This window comes from Veillonella sp. CNR 79/14 (assembly GCF_003992185.1).
GTDB lineage: Bacteria > Bacillota > Negativicutes > Veillonellales > Veillonellaceae > F0422.
The window spans coordinates 47,564-69,138 of sequence record NZ_RQVH01000009.1; the positions used below are offsets into that span (position 1 = coordinate 47,564).

The 21,575-nt window shown below is 39.0% G+C and carries 19 protein-coding genes and 1 pseudogene; 4 read left to right on the forward strand and 16 right to left on the reverse strand.

Annotation, left to right across the window (positions count from 1 at the left end):
- Positions 1 to 199: 199 nt before the first annotated feature.
- The 4 genes and pseudogenes from EO119_RS08280 to EO119_RS04560 form a co-directional block, all read right to left on the reverse strand.
- On the reverse strand, positions 200 to 322 hold the full coding sequence (locus EO119_RS08280) for a putative holin-like toxin (RefSeq protein ID WP_371666342.1): 123 nt from the start codon (positions 320 to 322) through the stop codon (positions 200 to 202).
- A 384-nt stretch (positions 323 to 706) separates the two neighbouring features.
- Complete coding sequence (locus EO119_RS04550) at positions 707 to 1,369, reverse strand: PepSY domain-containing protein (protein ID WP_126940820.1); 663 nt, start codon at positions 1,367 to 1,369, stop codon at positions 707 to 709.
- 408 nt (positions 1,370 to 1,777) lie between these two features.
- On the reverse strand, positions 1,778 to 2,011 hold the full coding sequence (locus EO119_RS04555; protein ID WP_126940821.1) for a single-stranded DNA-binding protein: 234 nt from the start codon (positions 2,009 to 2,011) through the stop codon (positions 1,778 to 1,780).
- Between the two features lie 79 nt (positions 2,012 to 2,090).
- Positions 2,091 to 2,383: pseudogene (locus EO119_RS04560) on the reverse strand (TraM recognition domain-containing protein); the annotation flags it as partial.
- 130 nt (positions 2,384 to 2,513) lie between these two features.
- Here EO119_RS04560 and EO119_RS04565 point away from each other — a divergent pair.
- On the forward strand, positions 2,514 to 2,606 hold the full coding sequence (locus EO119_RS04565; RefSeq protein WP_240632825.1) for a transposase: 93 nt from the start codon (positions 2,514 to 2,516) through the stop codon (positions 2,604 to 2,606).
- 305 nt (positions 2,607 to 2,911) lie between these two features.
- Here the strand turns inward: EO119_RS04565 and EO119_RS04570 are convergent, their stop codons facing one another.
- The 8 genes from EO119_RS04570 to EO119_RS04605 all read right to left on the reverse strand — a co-directional run bounded on the left by EO119_RS04570 (position 2,912) and on the right by EO119_RS04605 (position 14,325).
- A complete protein-coding gene (locus tag EO119_RS04570; protein ID WP_062403562.1) occupies positions 2,912 to 4,546 on the reverse strand; it encodes an L-lactate permease in 1,635 nt (544 codons plus the stop codon).
- 216 nt (positions 4,547 to 4,762) lie between these two features.
- Positions 4,763 to 5,884: an Ldh family oxidoreductase gene (locus EO119_RS04575; protein ID WP_062403699.1), complete on the reverse strand. Its 1,122-nt coding sequence runs from the start codon at positions 5,882 to 5,884 to the stop codon at positions 4,763 to 4,765.
- 405 nt (positions 5,885 to 6,289) lie between these two features.
- Complete coding sequence (locus EO119_RS04580) at positions 6,290 to 7,432, reverse strand: M48 family metalloprotease (protein ID WP_126940824.1); 1,143 nt, start codon at positions 7,430 to 7,432, stop codon at positions 6,290 to 6,292.
- Between the two features lie 18 nt (positions 7,433 to 7,450).
- Positions 7,451 to 8,803 (reverse strand): replicative DNA helicase, encoded by a 1,353-nt coding sequence (gene dnaB, locus EO119_RS04585; protein WP_062403557.1) that lies wholly within the window; start codon positions 8,801 to 8,803, stop codon positions 7,451 to 7,453.
- A gap of 65 nt (positions 8,804 to 8,868) precedes the next feature.
- Positions 8,869 to 9,315 carry a 50S ribosomal protein L9 gene (gene rplI / locus EO119_RS04590; protein ID WP_009353218.1) on the reverse strand — a complete coding sequence of 149 codons (447 nt, stop codon included), beginning with the start codon at positions 9,313 to 9,315 and terminating at the stop codon, positions 8,869 to 8,871.
- Positions 9,312 to 11,336 carry a DHH family phosphoesterase gene (locus EO119_RS04595; protein WP_126940825.1) on the reverse strand — a complete coding sequence of 675 codons (2,025 nt, stop codon included), beginning with the start codon at positions 11,334 to 11,336 and terminating at the stop codon, positions 9,312 to 9,314. Before EO119_RS04595 ends, rplI begins: the two co-directional genes overlap by 4 nt.
- A 16-nt stretch (positions 11,337 to 11,352) precedes the next feature.
- Positions 11,353 to 12,300 carry a YybS family protein gene (locus tag EO119_RS04600; RefSeq protein WP_126940826.1) on the reverse strand — a complete coding sequence of 316 codons (948 nt, stop codon included), beginning with the start codon at positions 12,298 to 12,300 and terminating at the stop codon, positions 11,353 to 11,355.
- Between the two features lie 105 nt (positions 12,301 to 12,405).
- Positions 12,406 to 14,325: a ribonuclease J gene (locus EO119_RS04605; protein WP_126940827.1), complete on the reverse strand. Its 1,920-nt coding sequence runs from the start codon at positions 14,323 to 14,325 to the stop codon at positions 12,406 to 12,408.
- 427 nt (positions 14,326 to 14,752) lie between these two features.
- Between EO119_RS04605 and EO119_RS04610 the strand changes: the two genes are divergently transcribed.
- Genes EO119_RS04610 through bioF form a run of 3 tightly spaced genes read left to right on the forward strand, consistent with a single transcriptional unit; the run spans position 14,753 to position 17,162 of the window.
- Positions 14,753 to 15,247 carry a hypothetical protein gene (locus tag EO119_RS04610; protein ID WP_126940828.1) on the forward strand — a complete coding sequence of 165 codons (495 nt, stop codon included), beginning with the start codon at positions 14,753 to 14,755 and terminating at the stop codon, positions 15,245 to 15,247.
- A 6-nt stretch (positions 15,248 to 15,253) separates the two neighbouring features.
- Positions 15,254 to 16,009: a 6-carboxyhexanoate--CoA ligase gene (locus EO119_RS04615; protein WP_126940829.1), complete on the forward strand. Its 756-nt coding sequence runs from the start codon at positions 15,254 to 15,256 to the stop codon at positions 16,007 to 16,009.
- Entirely contained in the window at positions 16,002 to 17,162 is a 1,161-nt protein-coding gene (gene bioF, locus EO119_RS04620; protein ID WP_126940830.1) for an 8-amino-7-oxononanoate synthase, read from the forward strand. The genes EO119_RS04615 and bioF overlap by 8 nt, the downstream gene beginning before the upstream one ends.
- A 341-nt stretch (positions 17,163 to 17,503) precedes the next feature.
- Here bioF and EO119_RS04625 read toward each other — a convergent pair whose 3' ends face one another.
- From EO119_RS04625 to EO119_RS04640, 4 genes are read right to left on the reverse strand one after another with little or no spacing between them, the layout of a single operon-like run.
- On the reverse strand, positions 17,504 to 18,202 hold the full coding sequence (locus tag EO119_RS04625; RefSeq protein WP_126940831.1) for a uracil-DNA glycosylase: 699 nt from the start codon (positions 18,200 to 18,202) through the stop codon (positions 17,504 to 17,506).
- A gap of 10 nt (positions 18,203 to 18,212) precedes the next feature.
- Positions 18,213 to 19,814 carry a glycosyltransferase family 39 protein gene (locus tag EO119_RS04630; protein ID WP_126940832.1) on the reverse strand — a complete coding sequence of 534 codons (1,602 nt, stop codon included), beginning with the start codon at positions 19,812 to 19,814 and terminating at the stop codon, positions 18,213 to 18,215.
- A 10-nt stretch (positions 19,815 to 19,824) separates the two neighbouring features.
- Entirely contained in the window at positions 19,825 to 20,394 is a 570-nt protein-coding gene (locus EO119_RS04635) for a DedA family protein (protein WP_371666343.1), read from the reverse strand.
- 54 nt (positions 20,395 to 20,448) lie between these two features.
- Entirely contained in the window at positions 20,449 to 21,399 is a 951-nt protein-coding gene (locus EO119_RS04640) for a cation diffusion facilitator family transporter (RefSeq protein ID WP_009353188.1), read from the reverse strand.
- Between the last annotated feature and the right edge of the window lie 176 nt (positions 21,400 to 21,575).

Consider the following 21,575-nt stretch of genomic DNA (forward strand, 5'->3'; position numbering starts at 1 on the left):
ATTCATTCATGTATATACTATGGCAATATTATATGTCATTCATAATAGAGTACCACCTATAATAAAATAAGTAGCCTTACGCGACAAACTATGTTACACTAAACATAATAAAAGAAGAGCCATCAACGTGTCTTAGGCGTTAGGCTCATCTCAAATACTAGAAATTTGATTTGCCTAACGTGTTAAGTACTTGCAATACTTATCTTGACGTTAGGCTTTTCACTGACATATTTAAGTAAGTTAAAAATGCTATAACCAACATTCCAAATTGTATTAGTAAACTAAAAAACTCGAATGGTGTCATAGTATCACCTCCTCCCATTAGTTAGGAAGAGATGAGCCCAACTCACGTTGATAGATCTTCTATATTTATAGTATAGCGCATTTTTACATTTCGTTGATATAGATTAAAATAATTATCAATTCCCTAAGAAACGCCGTTGCGTGTAGAACACCAGTGGCGTTCCTTTTTTGTCTAAATAAAGTAATACTAGAAGAGCAGGACATGTTCCGGAGCAAACCTAACCACTGTATCAGTTTGTGGAGGAATATGTCGTGCTCTTCCTTTTGCTAGTAAAAGAAACGCCACTGGTTTCATAACGAAACCAGTGACGTCTTAAAAAGGGGGGTATTTATGTTGTTTGTGTTATGTTTGTGTTATTTGTATTTATATAGTAAGGGAGTTTTAAGGAGAATAATACTAAGATTAGTATTTGCTAGTTTTTGCTTTTACATTGATAACTTCGCCAGTCATTGCATCTACTTTGACTTCAGCTTCTTTACCACTGCCATCGATCATATCTAATTCATATACTAGACGACCATGTTCTTTTTCTACAGACCAATCCATGGCTTCAAAGGCACCGCCCACTTTTTCTTGAGCTTTTGTTTCTGCTACTTCTGGCATGATAATATCATTCACATCAAAGGCTTTAGACATACTATGGCTACCTTTCATAGCTTGCCCATACATCATGGAACCTTGTTGTTTCATATGTTTACCTTGTTTCATTGGTTTTACTTCTGTGTTTAAAATATCTCCATTTTCACGGATATGCATTTCAATTTTTAGACCGTCCACAATACCATCTACTTCATAGGTTGGATTATGTTTTCCATCATAAGAAATACCTACAATTTGTGCATCTGGATATAAGGATTTGAAAGTTGTTACAACCCCTTTATAATCTACATCACTCAATGGTAATACGCTAGGTACCACACTACCTACACCATTCCAAGAATTAATTTTTGCCATTTGATCCGCAGGAACACCTTGTACTTTCGCAGCATTTGCTACACCACTTGCCATCATAAGTCCTGCACCTAGAGCCATTACAGCAGCTCCTAAACGAAACATTTTTTTCATAATTTCCTCCTTCACGTGCCCTATGCATCGTGTCTTATTTTTCTATTAAGGAATATTCGTTATTTCTAACTTGCTTATATCTTACCTTTTATATATGAAAAAAGCATGAAAAAAATATGAGCCTTCTATGAAATTATTATGAATATTACATGAGCTTTAGTAACCCTTTATATCCTTACACAGAGTATCCTATATGCTCATCTACTACATTATATCAAATTTCGATATATATAGGATCTATACTAAATGTTGGGGCTACTCATATAAGAGTAGATGTCTGTTTTATATAAAATGTATTTATAAGGTGCTTTAACTGACCTTTAAGCAATCTTGTATTAAATGTTATAGCTATCTTCCAATCTAGATGTTGGCATGAAGATAATCTGATTTAAGAGCAATTATGACGTGTTAATTTATAATAATATATTTTTGTTGTCCTGAAGATGTCTTTTCTAATATTTTTATATTAGAATTCTCGCTATTTACGTAATTCAGAAAAAGAGATCCCAACAATAATCTATCTTTTCTTTCTATCCTATTCCATTCGTAACCCTTAAATAATTCTCTAAGTAAAAATACCTCATTCGTCTTTAAATTTATCGTTTCTTTAATTGCTATTTCCAATAAAAAGTTCACATCCATTTTTATCACCTCGTATCAATGTTATTAACAACGTTGTTGATAACATTATACCATTTAGATATTCAAATTGCAATAGTCATAAAAATGATCTTACACCTCGAAGTTGGAAAATACATTTACTGCCATTCATAACTGTTATCTCATCTTGGCTCATCAGCTCCTTTCCTGTCTTTTGTAATTGAGTCCATAACTATTAGCATTGGAGCGTGTTTCTGATGTGTTAAATAGGCCGATAGTTTCTTTACCCAGTGTTTTAGATAGCGCTTTAAGTGCGATCTTTTCCTTTCCACTAAGAAAGAAGGTGCTGTCACAGTTACCTACAATAGTATCTCCATTATCCTTGTAGATTGCCTTTAGCTGAAATTGTACCTGCCTGCTCTCGCAGACTATTTTTTTAATCATCATCTTTTTAGTGGTTTTAAGTTATTTGCATAAGGTTTTTAGTTCAGATAAGGCCTTTTCTATAGAAGCTAGAGAGCAGGTTAAATACGTTGTTATGGATATGTCTTTACTATTTAAGTTAGTGATACAAACTATATTCCTTCATGCGCATATCGTGGCAGATCGTTACCATGTGTGTCGTTTGGTAGATTGAGCTCTCGAGCGAGCAAAGCTACTAGAAATATTGCGTATATCCAATGACCTACGCCTGGCGTATGGACTTAGATTAACCTTTAGAAGGATGTAATAACAAAATTAAAGTATTAAAGAGAATAAGTTATGAGGTACGTCATTTTGAATGATTCAGAGTTCGTATGCTTCTATTGAGCAAAAAATAGCACTAGCTATTTAAATAGCTAGTGCTAGGAACTTTCCCCACATTTGACAAAGAGCCCAAATACAAAAAGAGACAACACCGAAATGTTGTCTCTTTATCTGTTTTAGTATGCTAGATAGTAATTAGTGCTTAACCATTGTTAAGATACCTTCCAATTGTGGGAAGAACTCTTGACCAAAGTAAGCAAAAATACCAGAAATAACTAAGTATAACAAGAAGTATTTAGCTACATGAACCATGATGGAACTTGCATCGATGGAATGACGTAATTGGTCAGCTTTTTGTGCATCGATTTTGTGTTCTTCGATGAATGTGTTAAGAGCAGGACCTACGGCACCGATGGCAATCGCAATACTTTGTGGGGAGAACATTTTACCAACACCAGCGGAACCAGAGTTAGTTGCTGCCAACCACAATGCTAATGTATCATGACCAGGTGTCAATTGATGAGCCGCTGCTGTTTGCAATGGTCCGAACAATACGTTCGCATTTGTACCAGAACCTGTCAAGAAGGCACCCAATGCACCAATTACAGGAGCAAATGCAGGGTACATACTACCGGTAGCAGCTACTAATGCATTCGCAATCATGCCAGTCATACCAGAGTATGTCATCAATTTTGCAGTTACTACTACAGAAATGATTGTTACATACGTTAATTTCAAAGTTTTGAAAGTATTAGTTAATACTTGTTTTTGAGTTCCAAGACCTGCTTTTTGGATAAAACCACCAATTAAAGCGGAAATGAAAATCATGATACCAGGAGTCGCAATCCAAACGAATGTGTAAGGTTTTGCATTTACACCAGCATGGATAGGTACAGATGTTTTAAATACCATCAAAGCATTATATACAGCTGGCACCAATTTAGATGTACCAATTAACAAGATGAAAATCAAAATGAATGGAGATGCTGCAATTAAACCTTCTTTAGCAGATACTGTACGTGCAGCGCCAGTTTCAACTTTGTATTCTGGATCATTAACAGGCATTAATTTTGCGATAGCAATGATGACACCCATGATTACAATAGAAGAACCCATAACGGCTAACTCAGGACCACCTGCATACATGCTAATCAATAATTCAGGAATCGCCAATGCTAAACCAGCTAATAAAGTTTGTACAAATACACCTTTAATTGCTTTCACACCGCCCGCAATGATGCCTACGATGAAGAATGGAGTAATTACGTTTAAGAAGAATAATTGCACTGCAATGAATGTACCCAATTCAGCTGGTTGTAGACCAGTCAAAGATGCCAATGTTGTTGTTGGAATCGCAATAGAGCCAAATGTAGTTGGTACGGAGTTTGCTACTAAACAAGCCAAGATGGATTTCAATGGATCAAATCCTACTGCTACCATCATCGCTGCTGGAATCGCAACGGCTGTACCGAAACCTGCCATACCTTCCATGAAAGCACCAAAGCCCCATGCTAACAATACGGCTAAGATACGCATATCACTAGTTACGGAAGATAACATAACTTTAATAGTTTCCATAGCTTTTGTATGAACTACTAATTGATATGTAAAAATTGCTGCTGTAATAACCAAAAGAATTGGCCAAACTGCAAGAGCTACACCTTCCATAGCTCCTGTGTACATAATATATGCATTTTCTCCATAGTAGAATACAGCTAAAATATATGTACCAATTGCTGCTGCCAAACATGCTTTCCATGCAGGCATTTTTAATACTGCCAATGCTACGATAAGCCATAGGATCGGCAAGACTGCTAAAAATATATCCATATTAACAATCCCTTTCTATAGTGTGAATCACTGTAATTCAATTCTAGCATACGCACAGTGTGATATAAACAAAAAGAGAGGAAATCCACAGATTCCCTCTCTCATATGTTCAAAGATGTTGACTGTTACCAGTCTCTAAGAAGTATTCCTTAGGGATACAAAACTACTGATTCTGCATCGATAAAGATTTGTAATTGTCAGCTATTGAACTGCAAATTAGTAGTTGGAAGCAACTGCTTTAGGTGGTTCATAGTCGCCGAAGTATTTTTTAGGATCCAATTTCAACAAGTTACATACGTCGAACAATTCTGCCACAGTTTTGTCGATAACTGGCACACCTTCTTTACGGCAAACTTCGATAGCTTCTGCTTCTTTTTCACCATGAGTATAGATGCGTTCAGCACCTTCAGCTTTAGGAGCTTCACGAAGTTCTTGTAAGAATGTGGAGAAGTGTTTTTTAACTTCTTCTGGGTTACCAAAGATTGCTGGGTTAATAGCCATGAAACCATGACAAATATTGGAACGGCCACCAGTCATACATTTATTGGATGTACCACCTTGAGAGAAGATAGATGCGAAGATTTCGCAAAGCATACCGTAACCATAACCTTTGTGGGAACCTAATTGTTCAGTGTTGCCACCTAAAGGCATGATACCGCCACCAACGTGGTCGGAGATGTTGCCCAATACTTCTGCAGCATTTTGAGATGCTTTACCGTCTTTATTTAATGCCCAACCGTTAGGCAATTCTTTGCCTAATTTATTGTACATTTCTAATTTACCACGAGTTACTACTGTTGTAGAAGCGTCGAAGAAGAAGTTGTATGGTTCAGCTGGCATTGCGAAAGCGATTGGGTTGGAACCAAGCATTGCTTTACGAGCAAATGTAGGAACCATGATTGCTTCAGAGTTAGTGCAAGAGAAACCAATTAAGCCTTCTTTTAAAGCAAGATCAGCATAGTAACCAGCGATACCATAGTGGTTAGAGTTACGAGCGGATACGATACCAATACCAGATTCTTTAGCTTTTTTAATTGCTAATTCCATAGCGAAATGACCAACTAATTGACCCATTGCATCATGGCCTTCAACAACTGCGGACACTGGAGTTTCGAATACTACTTCTGGTTTTGCTTTAATATCGATAAGACCTTTTTCAATACCTTTGTGGTAACGAACTACACGTTGCATACCGTGGGATTGGATACCGTACATGTCAGACATCATCAATACGTCTTTAATGATGCCAGCTTCTTCAGGGCTGAAGCCAAATCCTTCAAATGCGTCTTGACAGAATGCGTTAAGTTTTTCTTCTTGGATGTAAACAAAATTTCCCATCTTTAAAACCTCTTTCCCTAACCATAAAATAAATTGTGACATCTTGTAGTACTCCTCAACAGATTGTCACTACTCTTGATACGTAAATTATAGCACACATGTACACCACATGGAATAGAAATCCCCTTGTTATAGGTGTTTTACTCTTATCATATATGCATAGTTAAGAGACAATTTAATTAATTCCTTTAAAAAATAACCTAAAAACAGCTATTTTATAAGGTTAAAGCAATCATTACTTTTAGTTATGCTTCACTTATGTTCTTCCTCATAAGTCCATATATATTCATATCTATATCGAATTCCATAAAAGAACATCTATATTTATCGTTTTTCTCTATCGATATCTATCGATAATAATGACCTATTGTATAGTCTACTATAACGGTTAGTTTTATGTACTCTTTATTTCTTATCTTTTTTATCTTTTTTATCTTTTTTATCTTTTTTGTCCTTTTTGTCTTTTTTATTATTATCTGCTACTACACCAGACTCATCACTAATAGCTGCATTCATTTGTTTTGCTATATGAAAGGCTGCCTCATAGGTTGGCATAGTCACAATATTAGTAGAACCAATAGCCACTGTAGAGCCATCTACACGAGCACCACCAATAGTATTATCGTGATATAATCTAGCTAGTTTACCAGCTACTAAATAAGCTCGCATAGGTGCCGTATAATTACCTTTTGGAGTACCTTCATACACAGGTTTTCCATTGATCATTACGGTTTGTTGTTCTACTTTTACATGATTTCCAGAGTATGCATATAAGCGTTGTAAATTATCCAATACTCGTTGCGATGTTTTGGGATGATCATTAGGATTTAAAATTTTACCAAATCCCTCACGATACGTATCGCCGTATTTATTTTTAATCACTTCCATGGCAAGAGCTGCCCCACCTACATTGAAGGAGGAATCCGACAATATCATGAATCCTAATTCATCAGCATTTTTTTCTTGGGACATCGTAAATACTTGGCTATCTAAATATTTTCCCGTAAGTCCAGCCGCAATTTGGCCTAAATCTCCTGAATTAAAGGTAGCCGCTCCAATAACGGTAGATAAAATACTACTTTTTTTGGCTCCATTTACTAAATCTTTATGCTCACCGTGGCTTAACTCGTGACCAATTACTGCCGCTAAAGCATCATCATCTAGTAAATCCATAGTGCCTTTGTTAATAGACATAACTCGACCAAAGGTCATAAATGCATTGAAATCTTCATCTGGGTTAACGTACACCACATAACTGCGTTTCACATGAGGTGATTTTGAAAGCTCATCCACAATACGCTTCGCTCGCATTTGATAGGCGTAATTATCATAGACGCCTGTACGGTCTTTTGTTTTTTCCAACATTTCTTGTTGCCCTTTTTCTGTATTGTCTAGATCACTCAAATGTTGATGCACAGAAATGCCTCCTAATACACTTTTACCAAGAGCCTCCCACAATCCATGAGCTTCTACTGTAAGTATTCCTGTAGATGTAATACCCATAGTCAACACTGCTGCACACAGCATACGTTTCCAAGTCTCTTTCATTAGCTCTCCCTCCTACTTCTATATACCAGGGTCATCTTCACGATACGCCAGATCTCTAAACCGTGTATATGCCCCTTCAAACCATAGTTTTACAATCCCTAACTCACCATTACGATGCTTACGGATGATAACTTGTGTTTCTACACCATCACTAGTATCTTCTGTATCTTGATAATTTTCACGATTCAAGAAAGCAACGATATCCGCATCTTGTTCTAGAGAGCCAGATTCACGCAAATCACTTAACATCGGCGTTTTATCGGCTCGGCTTTCCACACCACGACTTAACTGTGACAAGGCAATCAATGGCACATTAAATTCTCGTGCCATAATTTTTAATTGTCGAGAAATGGCAGATACTTCTTGTTGGCGATTATCCGCTATTTTTTTACCGCCATTTTCCATGAGCTGAATATAGTCCACCACCACAAGTCCTAATTCACCATGCTCTTGAATTAAACGGCGCAATTTTTTCTTCATTAACTGTGGCGTCAAACCTGAAGTATCATCAATATATAAGGGAGCTTCTGCTAAATCATTCAAGGCACTAATTGCTTTTCCCCAATCTTCTTGACTCAATTGACCATTCCGGATTCGTCCAGAGTTAATACCTGCCACAGCTGCCAACACACGGGCTACAAGCTGTGTCTTAGACATTTCTAGAGAGAAAAAGGCTACATTTTTCTTCGATTTCATAGCTACATTTTGAGCAATGTTCAATGTAAATGCTGTTTTACCCATAGAAGGGCGGGCTGCTACTAAAATTAAATCCGATTTTTGCAATCCACTAGTCAAGTTATCTAAATCTTTAAATCCCGTAGATACGCCAGTCAATATCCCTTTATGCCGTTGTAATTCATTGATACGATCAATCGTTTCATACACCACATCTCGCATAGAACTAAACGAGGATTCTCCTTTGGTGGTGCCGCTTACATCTAATACCATTTGTTCTGCTCGATTGACGATATCTTCTGTCTCTTCTTCTTCACGATAGGCCATAGATTCCACTGCATTCGCTACATGAATAAGTTTACGCAAATGGGCTTTATCTCTCACAATTTTTGCATGATCTTCTACATTGTATACATCTACAATATCTGTTGTAAGATTTGTAAGGTATAAAATACCTCCTACAGCCTCTAATTTTTGGGATTTTTTTAATTCTTCAGATAATAAAACATAGTCTGCTCGCTGATTTTTTCCTACAATACTAGCAATCGCTTCATAAATTACACGATGATTATCACTGTAAAAATCTTCTGCTTTTACAATAGAGCTAACTGCATCAAAGGCATCTTTATTGAGCAAAATAGCTCCTAGTACGGCTCGTTCTGCTTCTATACTATGCGGTGGTATCCGTCCTGACATACATACTCTCCCTATATACAATTACATATTTTATACAAAAAAGAGGGGCCTAGCCCCTCTTTCTATTAACCTGCAACTACTTCTACAGTAATCTTAGCTGTAATTTCTGGATGCACTCGAATTAACACTTCATGAGTACCCAATGTTTTGATTGGCTCTTTTAAGTCAATTTTCTTTTTATCTACATCAACTTTTACTTGCGCTTGCAATGCATCAGAAATATCTTTACCTGTTACAGAACCGAATACACGGCCACCATCTCCCATTTTTACAGGGATTGTAATAGATACTTTCGACAATTGGCTAGCCAATACAGTAGCTTCATCAGAGTCCACTTGTTTTTTATGAGCTTGAGCCCCCAATTTTTGTTTCGCGTTGTTCAAATTCTGAGGAGTTCCTTCAAGGCCAACACCTTTTTTAATAAGCACATTGCGACCATAAGCTTCAGAAACTTCTATGATTTCGCCACGTTTACCAACTTTTTTAACATCTTCTAATAAAATTACTTTCATGTTAAGTCCTCCTTCGTTTCTCTTTGTAATTCTGTCATATGGGATACGGCTACTTCAGTCACCCATTGACGCGCCTCCTTCATAGACATATTGTAAATCTGAGCGCCCGCCACGGTACGATGACCTCCGCCACCGACAGATTCCATAATTAACTGTACATTTAACTTGCCTTGTGACCTAGCACTGACTCCAATGCCACCATCTGGCAATACATAAAATACAAAACTAGCTTCAATACCCTCTAGCGTAATTAATTTATCACCTGTTTGAGCTGCTATCACTGTTGCATTCTTCGCATCTTGTGGTGCCTCTGTAAAAGCCATATTTTCTATTTCTTCTGCAGAAGCTAGCATAGCAGAACGTATACGCATACCTTCAAAGCTATCCATAAATAAATGACGTACTAAGGATACATCTGCACCTGATCGGCGCAAGAAAGAGGCTGCTTCAAAGGTACGTGCCCCTGTTTGGACCACAAAGTTTTTTGTATCTACTACAATACCTGCATATAAACCACTAGCTTCAATATGCTTAATCTCTACATGTTCTGGGAAATATTGAATTAACTCTGTTACCAGTTCACTAGTAGATGATGTAGATGGTTCCAAATAGGTCAATAATGGAGACTCAATAAAGTCTGAACCCCTTCTATGATGGTCGATGACAACACGACGATTTGCCTTTTTCAAAGCTGATGGAGCTGCCACCATCTCAGAACGATGCACATCTGTCACAATCACAACTGTATTATCTGTTACAAACTGAGCTGCTTCTTCTTCATCAATAATTAGACCTTGAAAATCTGGATGTTCTACCAATACTTCTACTAATTTACGAACTGCTGTAGGATGCGAACTCAAGGCAATATGCACGGGTTTCTTAAGAGCTCTTGCCATCGCTGCTACGCCTACAGAAGCACCAATACTATCATAATCTTCCCGATCATGACCCATCACAAGCACACGATCAGAATCCAACATAATTTCATGCAATGCATGAGATACCACCCTAGCACGGACACGAGTATTCTTTTCATTTCCTGATGATTTTCCACCAAAAAACTTGACTTCTTCACCATGGTATACGCAAACTTGGTCGCCACCACGTCCTAAAGCAATCTCCAAAGCTGCTTTTGCCTTTTCTCCTTGTACTTTCACAGTATCTTCTGTCAAAGCAATACCCATACTGATGGTGGGAGGTATATGTTTCGATGTAGTTAAAGCACGAATCTTATCTAATAAACTAAATTTCGATTCCATCATGTGCAACATAGCGGCCTTACTAATACTAAAGGTATACGTATCTTCTGTAGCATTGCGAATAAAACCATCATGTTGATCGATTTCCGTCACAATCAATCGGTTCATATCGGACCACAATTGTGTATATTCAATATCGCTCAAACCAGAACGCAAATCTTCAATATTATCCATAGCAATAAAGCCAAGAGCTGGTAACATAGAAATCGCTTTTTGTTTCTCCACTTCGATGTCTGTTATGTCATCAAAATAAAATGCCATATACGATTCTAGTTCATCGCTATTAACATCGGAATAATTAGACTTCGGAGCTACCAACGTTTTATATAATACACGGTAATATTTACCATCAATTTCTTCGTGAAAGAATCCCGACTTGCCCCAATATTTATCAATCCGCAAAGTAGGAATAAATCCACTTAATTTTATTGTTTTATCGGAATCACTAGGTAACCAATCTCTAAATACGCTATTACTCCAGCAGATCACATTGTGTTCATCAATGATAACAATCCCTACGGGTAAATTTTGTAATGCAAAGGTCGATGCCTGTGTAATCCCTTTTGCCATACAGTCAAATTGAGCTTTTCTAAAATGTCGTCCTCTTCGAATGGTACGTCCCACGTACAAATACGCAGCGATTACCACTATACAAGCCAACATGGCTAGTTGCCAATTCAAATAGAAAATAATACCTAATAAGATAAGAATGAGAACGGCAGCAGTAATTTCAATAGAACTGTATTCAGTTTGTATATCCATACTACCTCCTCTAATTTCACTCACTTCGTCTGCCCCATCGTTCCTCTAGGTGCAAGAACACATCTAGAGCCCCTAATATAGCGGCAGACTGTGACATCATAATAAATAAACCTAGTACAATCCACGGTACAAACTTCGGTGGATGATAACTTTTACTAATACGCCAAGCACAAGATATACCTCGTATAAATAGCATTATACCACCTAAGTACATCAAATTATAGCCTACATATTCAAGGAGCGGAATATATTGTTTCACAAAATAAGAAATGACACCCACTAAAAAAATATGTAATGCCCAATCTGGTACACGCCAACCTTTGATAGTAGGCATTTCAGGAATATGGTAAGTACCGATACGACTGAGCACAATATACGTAAGACGATTAATAATATAAGAAATAGCCACACCAGAGCAAAATAAACCTGCAATCAATACTTTTTTCATGATTTCAATTTGATCTTGTAAGGCGGTCATCGCCGTTGTCACTTGTTCCTCTGAAAGCCCCTGCTGCACATACATATCTTGCATGGATACTGTAATTTGTTCTTCCAAAGATGACCACATCTCTGTAGGACTTACCTGCATCACCAAAGCAGATGCCCAAAACTGAACTACTACTGCTAGCATTAATACCACAGCAGGAATCATCAACAATTTAGAAATCGACCAGTGCTTGCTTAATCCATAACCGATTAAAATACCAATCACACCAAAGACTCCCCCTTCTACTATGGCCGTCAAAGGTCCTAATAAAAAGGCAATGGCTATAATCGCTGATACAACAGATAATAGGCTCCAACGAAAACCATGACGTACACCTACAATGGCAATCGTCATAGGCACAAAAATAGATCCAAAAAATCCAAGCATAGGTACACTGAGACCTATCATGGCAAAGACAATCATCAATGCCGTTAAGATACCAGACTCTACGACGGACTTTGTACTTGTTTGATTCATATACTAACCCCATACTATGTCTCGCCCCAAAGGTGCAACATAGTTCTATGCCAATACAATAAATAGACATATGACTTTCGTCATATGCCTATTATATCATATTCTCTATACGTCTTGAATGATTGGTAGAATCATTGGGCGACGACGTGTTTTTTCATAGAAGAATTTTCCTAATGTGTCACGCACCACAGTTTTGATCGTTGTCCAATCTTTGATATGATCCATTTCACACTTCTCTACTGCTGCATCTACACGACGTTGTGCTTCACTTAATAATTCTTCTGCATCACGAACATACACAAAGCCACGAGATAACATATCTGGTCCCGCTACAATCGTACCAGAAGCACGGTCCATTGCCATAACAACCACAACCATACCTTCTTGCGCTAATTGCTGACGATCACGGATAACGATGTTACCTACATCGCCTACACCTAATCCATCCACAAAGACTTTACCAGCTGGCACACGACCTGCTAAACGACCTGTACGAGTAGTAAACTCAAAAATTTGTCCATTATCACCTACCAAGACATTGCTAGGTTTTACAATTCCCATGGACACAGCCAGTTCACCATGTTTTTTCAACATGCGGTATTCACCATGAACTGGGATAAAGAATTTAGGTCTCACCAAATTCAACATAGTTTTTAAATCTTCTTGGCTACCATGACCAGATACGTGAATACCACGATCCTTGCCGTATACTACATGAGCACCTTGGCGCAATAAGTTATCGATGGTACGTCCTACGGCCGCTTCGTTACCTGGAATTGGTGTAGCGGAGATGATAACAGTATCATTTGGCGTAATCTCTACGGTACGGTGATTGTTTGTAGACATACGAGATAGACCTGCCATTGGTTCCCCTTGAGACCCCGTTGTTAAGATCATAATTTCATCAGCACGATAGCGATTCATTTCATCATCACCGATGATAGTTCCTTCTGGCACTGTTAAGTAACCACGCTCTTGAGCGATTTCTGTAACATTTACCATGGAACGACCTAATACCACTACTTTACGTTTTGTAGCTACCGCTGCATCAATAGCTTGTTGCAATCGGGACACATTAGATGCAAAAGTAGCTAAAATAACACGACCCGTAGCTTCTGCGACAGCACGCATAATCGCTGGTCCTACAGAACTTTCAGATGGAGTGAACCCTGGCTTTTCCACATTAGTGGAGTCAGACATAAGCGCCAATACGCCTTTGTTACCAAGTTCTGCAAATTTGTGAACGTCCATCAATTTCCCATCTACAGGAGTTTGATCCACTTTGAAGTCCCCCGTATGTACCACAGTACCTACTGGAGTTTCTAAAAAGATGGCACATGCATCTGGAATAGAGTGATTTGTTTGGATAAAGCCCACTTTGAAGCAGCCAATTTTAAATTCATCACCAGCTTTTACAACTTGTAATTTTTTAGCTTTTACATGATGTTCTTTTAACTTACCTTCAATCAAGCCACATACTAAGTTCGTAGCATACACAGGTACGTTCACTTCTTTTAATAAATACGCCAAGGACCCAATGTGGTCTTCATGACCATGAGTAATCACCACGGCACGTACTTTATCTTTATGCTCGATTAAATAACTCATATCAGGGATTACAATATCTACCCCTAACATGTCATTTTCTGGGAATGCTAAACCCGCATCTAACACGACAATATCATCGCCATATTGGAAAATGGTCATATTTTTACCGATCTCACCTAGACCACCTAATGGAATGATTTGCAATTTATCTTTTCGCACATGGGAACGATTTATTTGTTCATGTTTTTCCACAGTTGTATTGGCACGTTGTGGTTTACGCGGACCACGATTAGATTGACGGCGCTCGCCATTATCGCCTTGTGGACGCGGACGACTGGTACGTTCCCCCTCAGCTTTCACAGTGGTACGACGATTTTGACCCGTCGTGCGGCGTGTACGTGTTGTAGAACGTGGTCGTTGTTGCGTAGCTTCACCTACCGGTGCAGCTATATTTGTTCTTTCTTCTTGTATATTCAAAATTTCCTCCTACAGGACTATAGTCGTACTGTCTATACATACTACCATAGTCCAAGACTATATAATCCCACCCTCAGATGGTTAAGCATGTATCGGCATGTAAGCACAAATAAGTATCTATTTCTGTTCGTATTCATACAGCAAAACACTGTGAGAAACCTTTCTCACTATCTATGTCACATTCTTCTACACAGCAAAGCATATACCCTCTATACATACTTCTACTGTGAAACATTTGGGAACCCATAAGGTTCATAAGCCGATCAAAATAATTACCTTTATTATACTATAGAAAATCCACCCTAAGCAACTAAGGCGCCTCTCCCTAATCCATAAAATTTGCAATTGAATATTGCACTATATGCAATTGCGCTTTATAATGTAAACGAAGTAAGGTTTTTGAAAGTTTACAATAGGAGGTCACAAAATGAAAAATGTAAGTATTCACACAATTGCAGAGATCGCTATCTTAACGGCGATGATGACAATTCTAGGAGGCATCAAAATTCCCAACTTAATTTCCGGTGTAGAGTTCCAACTATCTGCTCCTTTAGCGGTAGCAATTTGCGCTGCCTTCGGATTCCGCAAGTACATCATCTGCGGCTGTCTTTCTAGTTTGATTGGTCTTGTATTGGGCACACAAAACTTGCTAAATGTTGCCATTGCCATGCAATTCCGCCTCATCGTAGGACTCATCTTATGGATTGGTAAAAATCGCATGTGGTCTATTCTTATCTCTGGTCCTATTGCGTCTGCTATTGCCCGTATCACCATTGGTTTATCCTTTGGCAAAATGGTCATTCCTATGCTTATGATGGCAGTACCTGGCATGATTTTCACAGTCATTGTAAGCCCTATCTTCTATAGTATCTTGCGACGTCTACCACGCTTGGCTACTACATTGAAAGCGCATCAAGGTTAGTCACTTATGGTTTACAGCATTCGTATGCGCGCTGCTAAGGGAGGTCCTCATGAACAAGGAGGTTCTCATATTTCAGGAGCTGAACGTCTCGTCTCTTTAGAATCCTTATCACGCATTTCAGAAGAATTTTTACAACGAGCATTACAACACAGCAAAGGTCGTCCAGATTTTATCAATTTACAAATTGATGAGATTCCTGATGACTCCATCGTGAAAGTCCCTGCTCTCATGGTGGCTACTACAGAATCAGAAACAATCGAGGACTCTCATCGGGTAGCTACCCAACTATTACAACAAGCACAGATCCATGAACAGGCGATTCAAAAGGCTTTTATCAAACTCAGCCAAAACACAGAAACTATAAGTGGTGCTTGGCTCGTCAATGCTACTACTGGTGAGGTATACCCCCAAACAGTACGCGTGTCCCGTATGGATGCCGAATCAGATGCAGACATACACCACCATTTGCAATATTATGACTGTTCTTCCATCCATTCTAGGGAGGCTCTCATCCTAGCAAGCAAGGTCCTCGCATCGCCTTACGTACTAGGTGAACTATGTTGGTCCGATGATCCAGAGTATACGACGGGCTATGTGTCCTATGGCACTACCTACCATCGGTTAAGCCCTATGAAAGTCTATGGTAGTCCTATTGGTGGTCGCGCCTTCTTTATCACTGACGATGCACCGATAGAAGAAGTAATACAGTATTTTACATCCACTCCTACGTGGGTCACAACGAAAGGGATTCACCATGTTTAATCGATACTCCGAAGCCTTAGTCAAGCGCCAAGAGGAATCACAATTTCGTTCTCCTCGCACCTATACTCCTATCGATGCTACTCATGTTATGTATGAAGGTTCCACCTATCTAATGATGGCATCAAATAATTACCTAGGCTTAACCCATCATCCCCACGTGAAAGATCGAGCCTTACAGGCCATCCAACAATATGGCACTGGTTCTGGTGGCGCTCGCCTTACCTCTGGTTCTTTCCCTTTATTTCAAGAACTAGAGCACCGTCTCGCACAGTGGAAAGACTGTGAAAAGGCACTCACTTTCACAGCTGGGTTTATGGCAAATCTAGGAACAATCTCTGCCCTAGTTCATAAAGGAGATATTATTTTTAGTGATGAATTGAATCACGCTAGCCTCATCGACGGATGTCGTCTCAGCGGCGCTAAAGTACAAGTCTATCCTCACAAGGATGTGGCAGTCCTAGAATCCTTATTAAGCCAATCTAAGCACTATAGTATGCGTTTTATCATTACTGATGGAGTGTTCAGCATGGATGGGGATATAGCTCCCTTACCTGAACTATTTGAACTTGCAGAACGCTACGATGCCCTACTTATTGTAGACGATGCTCATGCTACTGGCGTCATTGGTGAAGGCCGTGGTACAGCGCATCACTTTCACTGTGAAAACCCACGTATCATCACCACTGGCACTATGAGTAAAGCCTTAGGGTCCATCGGAGGATACGTCTGCGGTAGCCAAACCATCATCGACTATATCATTAACCACAGTCGTCCCTTCATCTTTGCCACCGCTTTGTCCCCTGCTGACATTGGGGCTAGCATCGGCGCCCTAGAAGTATTAGCAGAGGAACCTAGTGTATATCAAAAACTGCGAAGCAATACAGAATATATGCACAACGCCTTGCAATCACTAGGAATCCCTAGCAGCGATGATACACCGATATTTCCTATCATCATCGGCTCTAACGAAGATACATTAGAAGCCAGTCTCCAATGTAAAAAAGAAGGCATTATCCTCAGTGGCATTCGCCCTCCCACAGTCCCTGTCAACACCGGACGATTGCGCTTAACCGTAACCGCTTCACACACAGAAGAAGAATTACAAAGAGTTATCCAAGTATTGCAAAGACTACCAATACAAAAGAGCCTATAACAAAGCTTCCCTGAAATTCCTATATAAAAATCCTACCATCATTATCGATAGTAGGATTTTTTGTATTACCTATTAACTTCACAAATTGTCAGAAAATAGCCATGGTACTCATTAAAAACATCAGCATAGACAGTTTTTAAAGCAGTCAGATTTTTAACCCCATAAACACCGCAAAAAAAGCCGTAGTCCCCAAAAATATTCATCGAAAATGCACATTGGTAACTAACTTCCACAAAACAACGCCAAGAAAAGCCGTAGTGCTTACTGAAAACTTTCGCGTAGGGCAGTTTTCAGAAGCGCTGCGGCTTTTCGTCTTTTTAGAAGCGCCACGGCTTTTCACTCTATAAGGTTTTACAAAATTCCCTAAATTGTTCTTTATAGAGCCCCGCTCCTCCATTGGCTGGATGGCGCAAGGTAGCTTGTACTTCTACCCCATACTCCGCCAAGGTAAGACTCGCTTTTTGACCCACTCCAAGGATCTGTGCCCTAGGGAACAAATCTAAGAGCTGTTTCGTATAGGTCCACCCTAAGTCTAATTCTTGCTTTGTAGGTGTCCGGTTCGTCAAGCCATCTATTCCTTTAAAGGGATGAAATGGAAAAATGTTCCACAACACCACTTCATAAGGTTCTATATTAGCTTCTAACATGGCATTCCACACCACAGAATCAGTAGGCTCATTAAAGCCCTTTTCTTTTTGTGTCGGTTTTATAATATACTCGCTCTTTGGATTACTAGTTCGTTTCGGCTCCAATCCAGTAAACACCATAGATGGGGTTACCGTAGGGTGATGCCCTAAGAGCATTCTTTCACAGGTCATAGCAATCCCTGTAAATCGCCCTCCTTGATAGCCCACCGCTTCTGCTATGATGAGAATTTTAGCACGCTCTAATCGCTGCTCCAAATAGGCTTGTAACTGTTTTCTCCGAATGGAGCTCGCTCTCTGATTAGTATCATAGCGTTCATCAAAATCATTCCAAGGATTATACACATAGGGACTGGAAAATCCTTTTAATTGTCGCATCAATCGTTCTACTGACATAGATACCTCACTATTTGGAATGCAATAGTACTACCTTAGAACTACTTTCATCACGTTCTAAATATTGACCTACTGAAGATTCCTCTAATTCTTTACCATAATTTTTATTGGTAATTATGAGCATCCGTTCCCCAGATTGCAAGCGTTTAAATAACTCTTGTTCCTCAATTTGAGGCATCACATTCTTACCGTTCCACTTCGCACTGCGCTGTACATTATACTTCGCCAATCGTTCTGGACTAGGCTCTACTCGCACTGGTGTCACATCTAAATAATACGGCACTGACGCCGCATATTCCCCATAATAATACACAGGTCCATGAAAGCTGCGTATCTGTTCATGATAGGTCACAGAAGAACGCAAGCCCAAGAATGGTACCAACCCTTCCATAAGCACAATACCTAGTACTACCAAGGTACCCATCCCCACTGTGAAAGGCATCATCAATCGTTTCCGATACCAATAACACCCACCTAGGAATAAGGTAAGACCTACGACAACAGCTCGAAGAATCCACCAAAAGCCCCAAGGTGCAAAGAATGTTCCAATCCCAAGAGCCCACCATAATACTAAAGTCGGTCCCAATACCCACCACCAAGCACGGTGACTGGCATCTTTCAAAGAAATAATCCCAAAAGCTCCTAACAAGCTGAAAGGAATCACCGAAATAAAGGCATAAGTCGGATATTTTGTAGCCATAGCCGTATAAAATACAATCGTTCCCCATCCCATAATCATGGTATATAGATAGGCATCAGTTCTTGTTTTCCAACCCCGATACATACCATATAGAATAGCCCCCGTCCAAGGGAGAGAGCCCCCTAGGAAAATAGGTAGATAATACCACCAATGATTTACCTCGGGATGTTCAGATTGGGTCGCTCTCGTTATATTATGAAGTCCTAAAAACCCATTGATAAATTCCATACCATGAGTATGGTACATATATCCATACCAAGGCAAGACTATAGCTAAGAGTATGAGGATACCTTGCCATGGAAATAAAGCTTTCATCATAGACCAAGATCGTTTAACCCCTGCATAAATCAGGAACAACAATCCCGGTAATACCAGCCCTACAGGGCCTTTCGTCAATACTGCAATCCCCGCAAAGCCATAGGCTACTACCATATACCATGGATTCTTAACTAATAGTCCACGATAGGCGTAATAAAAGGTACCTACCGTGGCAAATAACAACACCATATCTGTGATGATACCATGGGCAATGGTCCATACGATGAGAGATGTGCCTAATATGAATGCTGATAACAAAGCGCCTAATCGTTGCCCTGTTAGGGTGCGCACCCCTTGGTAAACCATAGCCACTGATAAAGCCCCAAAAAGACCTGACGGAAAACGTGCTGCAAAGTCTGTCATACCGAATACAGAATAGGACAAACTTAATAGCCAATAAATCATAATTGGTTTATCAAACCAATAGTGCCCATAAATTTGTGGAGACAACCAATCTCCGGAAAGAACCATCTCTTTTGCGGTTAAAGCGTAATTCGACTCTACTGGATCCGACACTGGTAATAGATGGTTCCCTAGTACATAAACTCCTAAGAAAAAGAGAAATACTACATAGGTTACACGATGTAATTTCATAAGCATCTCCCTATTGTTTACGACGTTTCCAGTATTTCAAACCATATACTACAGCTACTATTACAAAGACTACAATCATAGCAATTAATAGTTCATGATTATACTCAATTAAGTCTTTCCAATGTTCTCCTAATTTCATACCTAGCCAAACTAGCAAGATAGTCCAAGGGATTGTGCCCAAAGTAGTCCAAATCACAAAGGGGGTCATCGGATATTTAGCCACTCCTGCAGGGAAGGAAATAAATGTACGCACCCCTGGTAATAAACGGCCAATAAACACAGCGGCACCACCATAGCGATTGAACAATTTTTCTGCAGCACTAAATTTATCTTCACTAAATAAGATATATTTCCCATATTTCATCAATACAGGTCTGCCACCATATTCCCCTAGCCAATAGGATAATATAGAACCCACAATACCCGCTACAACACCTATAATAATAGCCGTATTCAAATCAAATACGCCTTGAAATACTAAATACCCTGCGAACCCTAAAATAATTTCACTAGGAATCGGAATGTTCGCATTTTCTAGCACCATGCAAATAAACATGGCTGCATACCCATATGTCTCCATGATGGTCAATACATAATCCACTGTTGTCTCCTCATCGGAAGATAGTTATTAATCTCAATCTTCATCTTCTTCATCTAATAAATAATCTTTTGCCATCCACTTTTTCGTAGCTGTAAATGTGATCGTCACCCATTTCTCTGCAGGGTCACCACCAATGGCAAGGTCAATTTCATTGCGAATTTCATCTAATTCTACAATGGTTTGTTTTGGGAAATTCTTAGGAATTAAAATATCAATTTCAATCATTTTTACATTCCCATAGGCTTGTACACTAGTGACATAATCTTTAAATTTATACTTTTCCATGAAAGAATCCATAATAAATTGGATTCGATTATGTAATTTCAAAGGCGCTACACCCATAATTTGTTTCACCGATGGAATGATAATTTTTAAAGCAGACGGCATCATTTGTAACGATAAAATAATGAGCACAATAGGATCCACGTAGACCGCCCATTCTGCATAGCCAAAATGTTCTAGCCCAAAAGCCACTAAAAAGCTAACTAAAATCCCAGCTTCTAACATAGCATCGATGGACCAGCTAATATTATCGAATTTTACCAAATTAGATTGTAATTTTTTATTGATTTGGTGCACATAGAAATAATAGCACGTATCAGCAATGGTAAAAATTGTAGCATAGATGATAGCTGGTCCCACATGAACAGCACGACCGCCACCCAATAAATCCGTCAGTCCCGATAAAAAGGCATAACTTACAATCAACAAGGTAAAACTACCTTCTGCAATCAACACTAAGGGTTCAAACTGCCAATAGCCAAACTGAAAGCGTTTGCTTGTTTCATTTGATACTAATCGGGATGTGATGATCATCATCACTTTAATAATCACGGCAATAAAGGACACGACCCCATCTAGCAAGATGGCACTAGATCCGCTAAAGACCCCCATCATAGTGCCCCCTATAGCCACAAATGACATGAGTATGGCCGATTGAATTAACAACCGTTGCTCTACTGCATGTTTATCTTGTATTAACATATACACTCCTATTTAATCTAGTGAGCTTTTCGCTCAAGTTTCCTATACCTATGTAAGAATATTTGTATCTATAACTACTTTATAGCCTATAGGCATTCTGTACGGTCTACACGCTATGAAATAGTTTTATGCATTCATATACAAGTATATATAAAAACGGTGTATCATACAAGTAC

What these genes read in the sequence shown, in the direction of transcription:
- EO119_RS08280 (WP_371666342.1), bottom strand. Translation starts at nt 322, where the DNA reads ATGGGAGGAGGTGATACTATGACACCATTCGAGTTTTTTAGTTTACTA.
- EO119_RS04550 (WP_126940820.1), bottom strand. Translation starts at nt 1,369, where the DNA reads ATGAAAAAAATGTTTCGTTTAGGAGCTGCTGTAATGGCTCTAGGTGCA.
- EO119_RS04555 (WP_126940821.1), bottom strand. Translation starts at nt 2,011, where the DNA reads ATGGATGTGAACTTTTTATTGGAAATAGCAATTAAAGAAACGATAAAT.
- EO119_RS04565 (WP_240632825.1), top strand. Translation starts at nt 2,514, where the DNA reads ATGTCTTTACTATTTAAGTTAGTGATACAAACTATATTCCTTCATGCG.
- EO119_RS04570 (WP_062403562.1), bottom strand. Translation starts at nt 4,546, where the DNA reads ATGGATATATTTTTAGCAGTCTTGCCGATCCTATGGCTTATCGTAGCA.
- EO119_RS04575 (WP_062403699.1), bottom strand. Translation starts at nt 5,884, where the DNA reads ATGGGAAATTTTGTTTACATCCAAGAAGAAAAACTTAACGCATTCTGT.
- EO119_RS04580 (WP_126940824.1), bottom strand. Translation starts at nt 7,432, where the DNA reads ATGAAAGAGACTTGGAAACGTATGCTGTGTGCAGCAGTGTTGACTATG.
- dnaB (WP_062403557.1), bottom strand. Translation starts at nt 8,803, where the DNA reads ATGTCAGGACGGATACCACCGCATAGTATAGAAGCAGAACGAGCCGTA.
- rplI (WP_009353218.1), bottom strand. Translation starts at nt 9,315, where the DNA reads ATGAAAGTAATTTTATTAGAAGATGTTAAAAAAGTTGGTAAACGTGGC.
- EO119_RS04595 (WP_126940825.1), bottom strand. Translation starts at nt 11,336, where the DNA reads ATGGATATACAAACTGAATACAGTTCTATTGAAATTACTGCTGCCGTT.
- EO119_RS04600 (WP_126940826.1), bottom strand. Translation starts at nt 12,300, where the DNA reads ATGAATCAAACAAGTACAAAGTCCGTCGTAGAGTCTGGTATCTTAACG.
- EO119_RS04610 (WP_126940828.1), top strand. Translation starts at nt 14,753, where the DNA reads ATGAAAAATGTAAGTATTCACACAATTGCAGAGATCGCTATCTTAACG.
- EO119_RS04615 (WP_126940829.1), top strand. Translation starts at nt 15,254, where the DNA reads ATGGTTTACAGCATTCGTATGCGCGCTGCTAAGGGAGGTCCTCATGAA.
- bioF (WP_126940830.1), top strand. Translation starts at nt 16,002, where the DNA reads ATGTTTAATCGATACTCCGAAGCCTTAGTCAAGCGCCAAGAGGAATCA.
- EO119_RS04625 (WP_126940831.1), bottom strand. Translation starts at nt 18,202, where the DNA reads ATGTCAGTAGAACGATTGATGCGACAATTAAAAGGATTTTCCAGTCCC.
- EO119_RS04630 (WP_126940832.1), bottom strand. Translation starts at nt 19,814, where the DNA reads ATGAAATTACATCGTGTAACCTATGTAGTATTTCTCTTTTTCTTAGGA.
- EO119_RS04635 (WP_371666343.1), bottom strand. Translation starts at nt 20,394, where the DNA reads ATGGAGACATATGGGTATGCAGCCATGTTTATTTGCATGGTGCTAGAA.
- EO119_RS04640 (WP_009353188.1), bottom strand. Translation starts at nt 21,399, where the DNA reads ATGTTAATACAAGATAAACATGCAGTAGAGCAACGGTTGTTAATTCAA.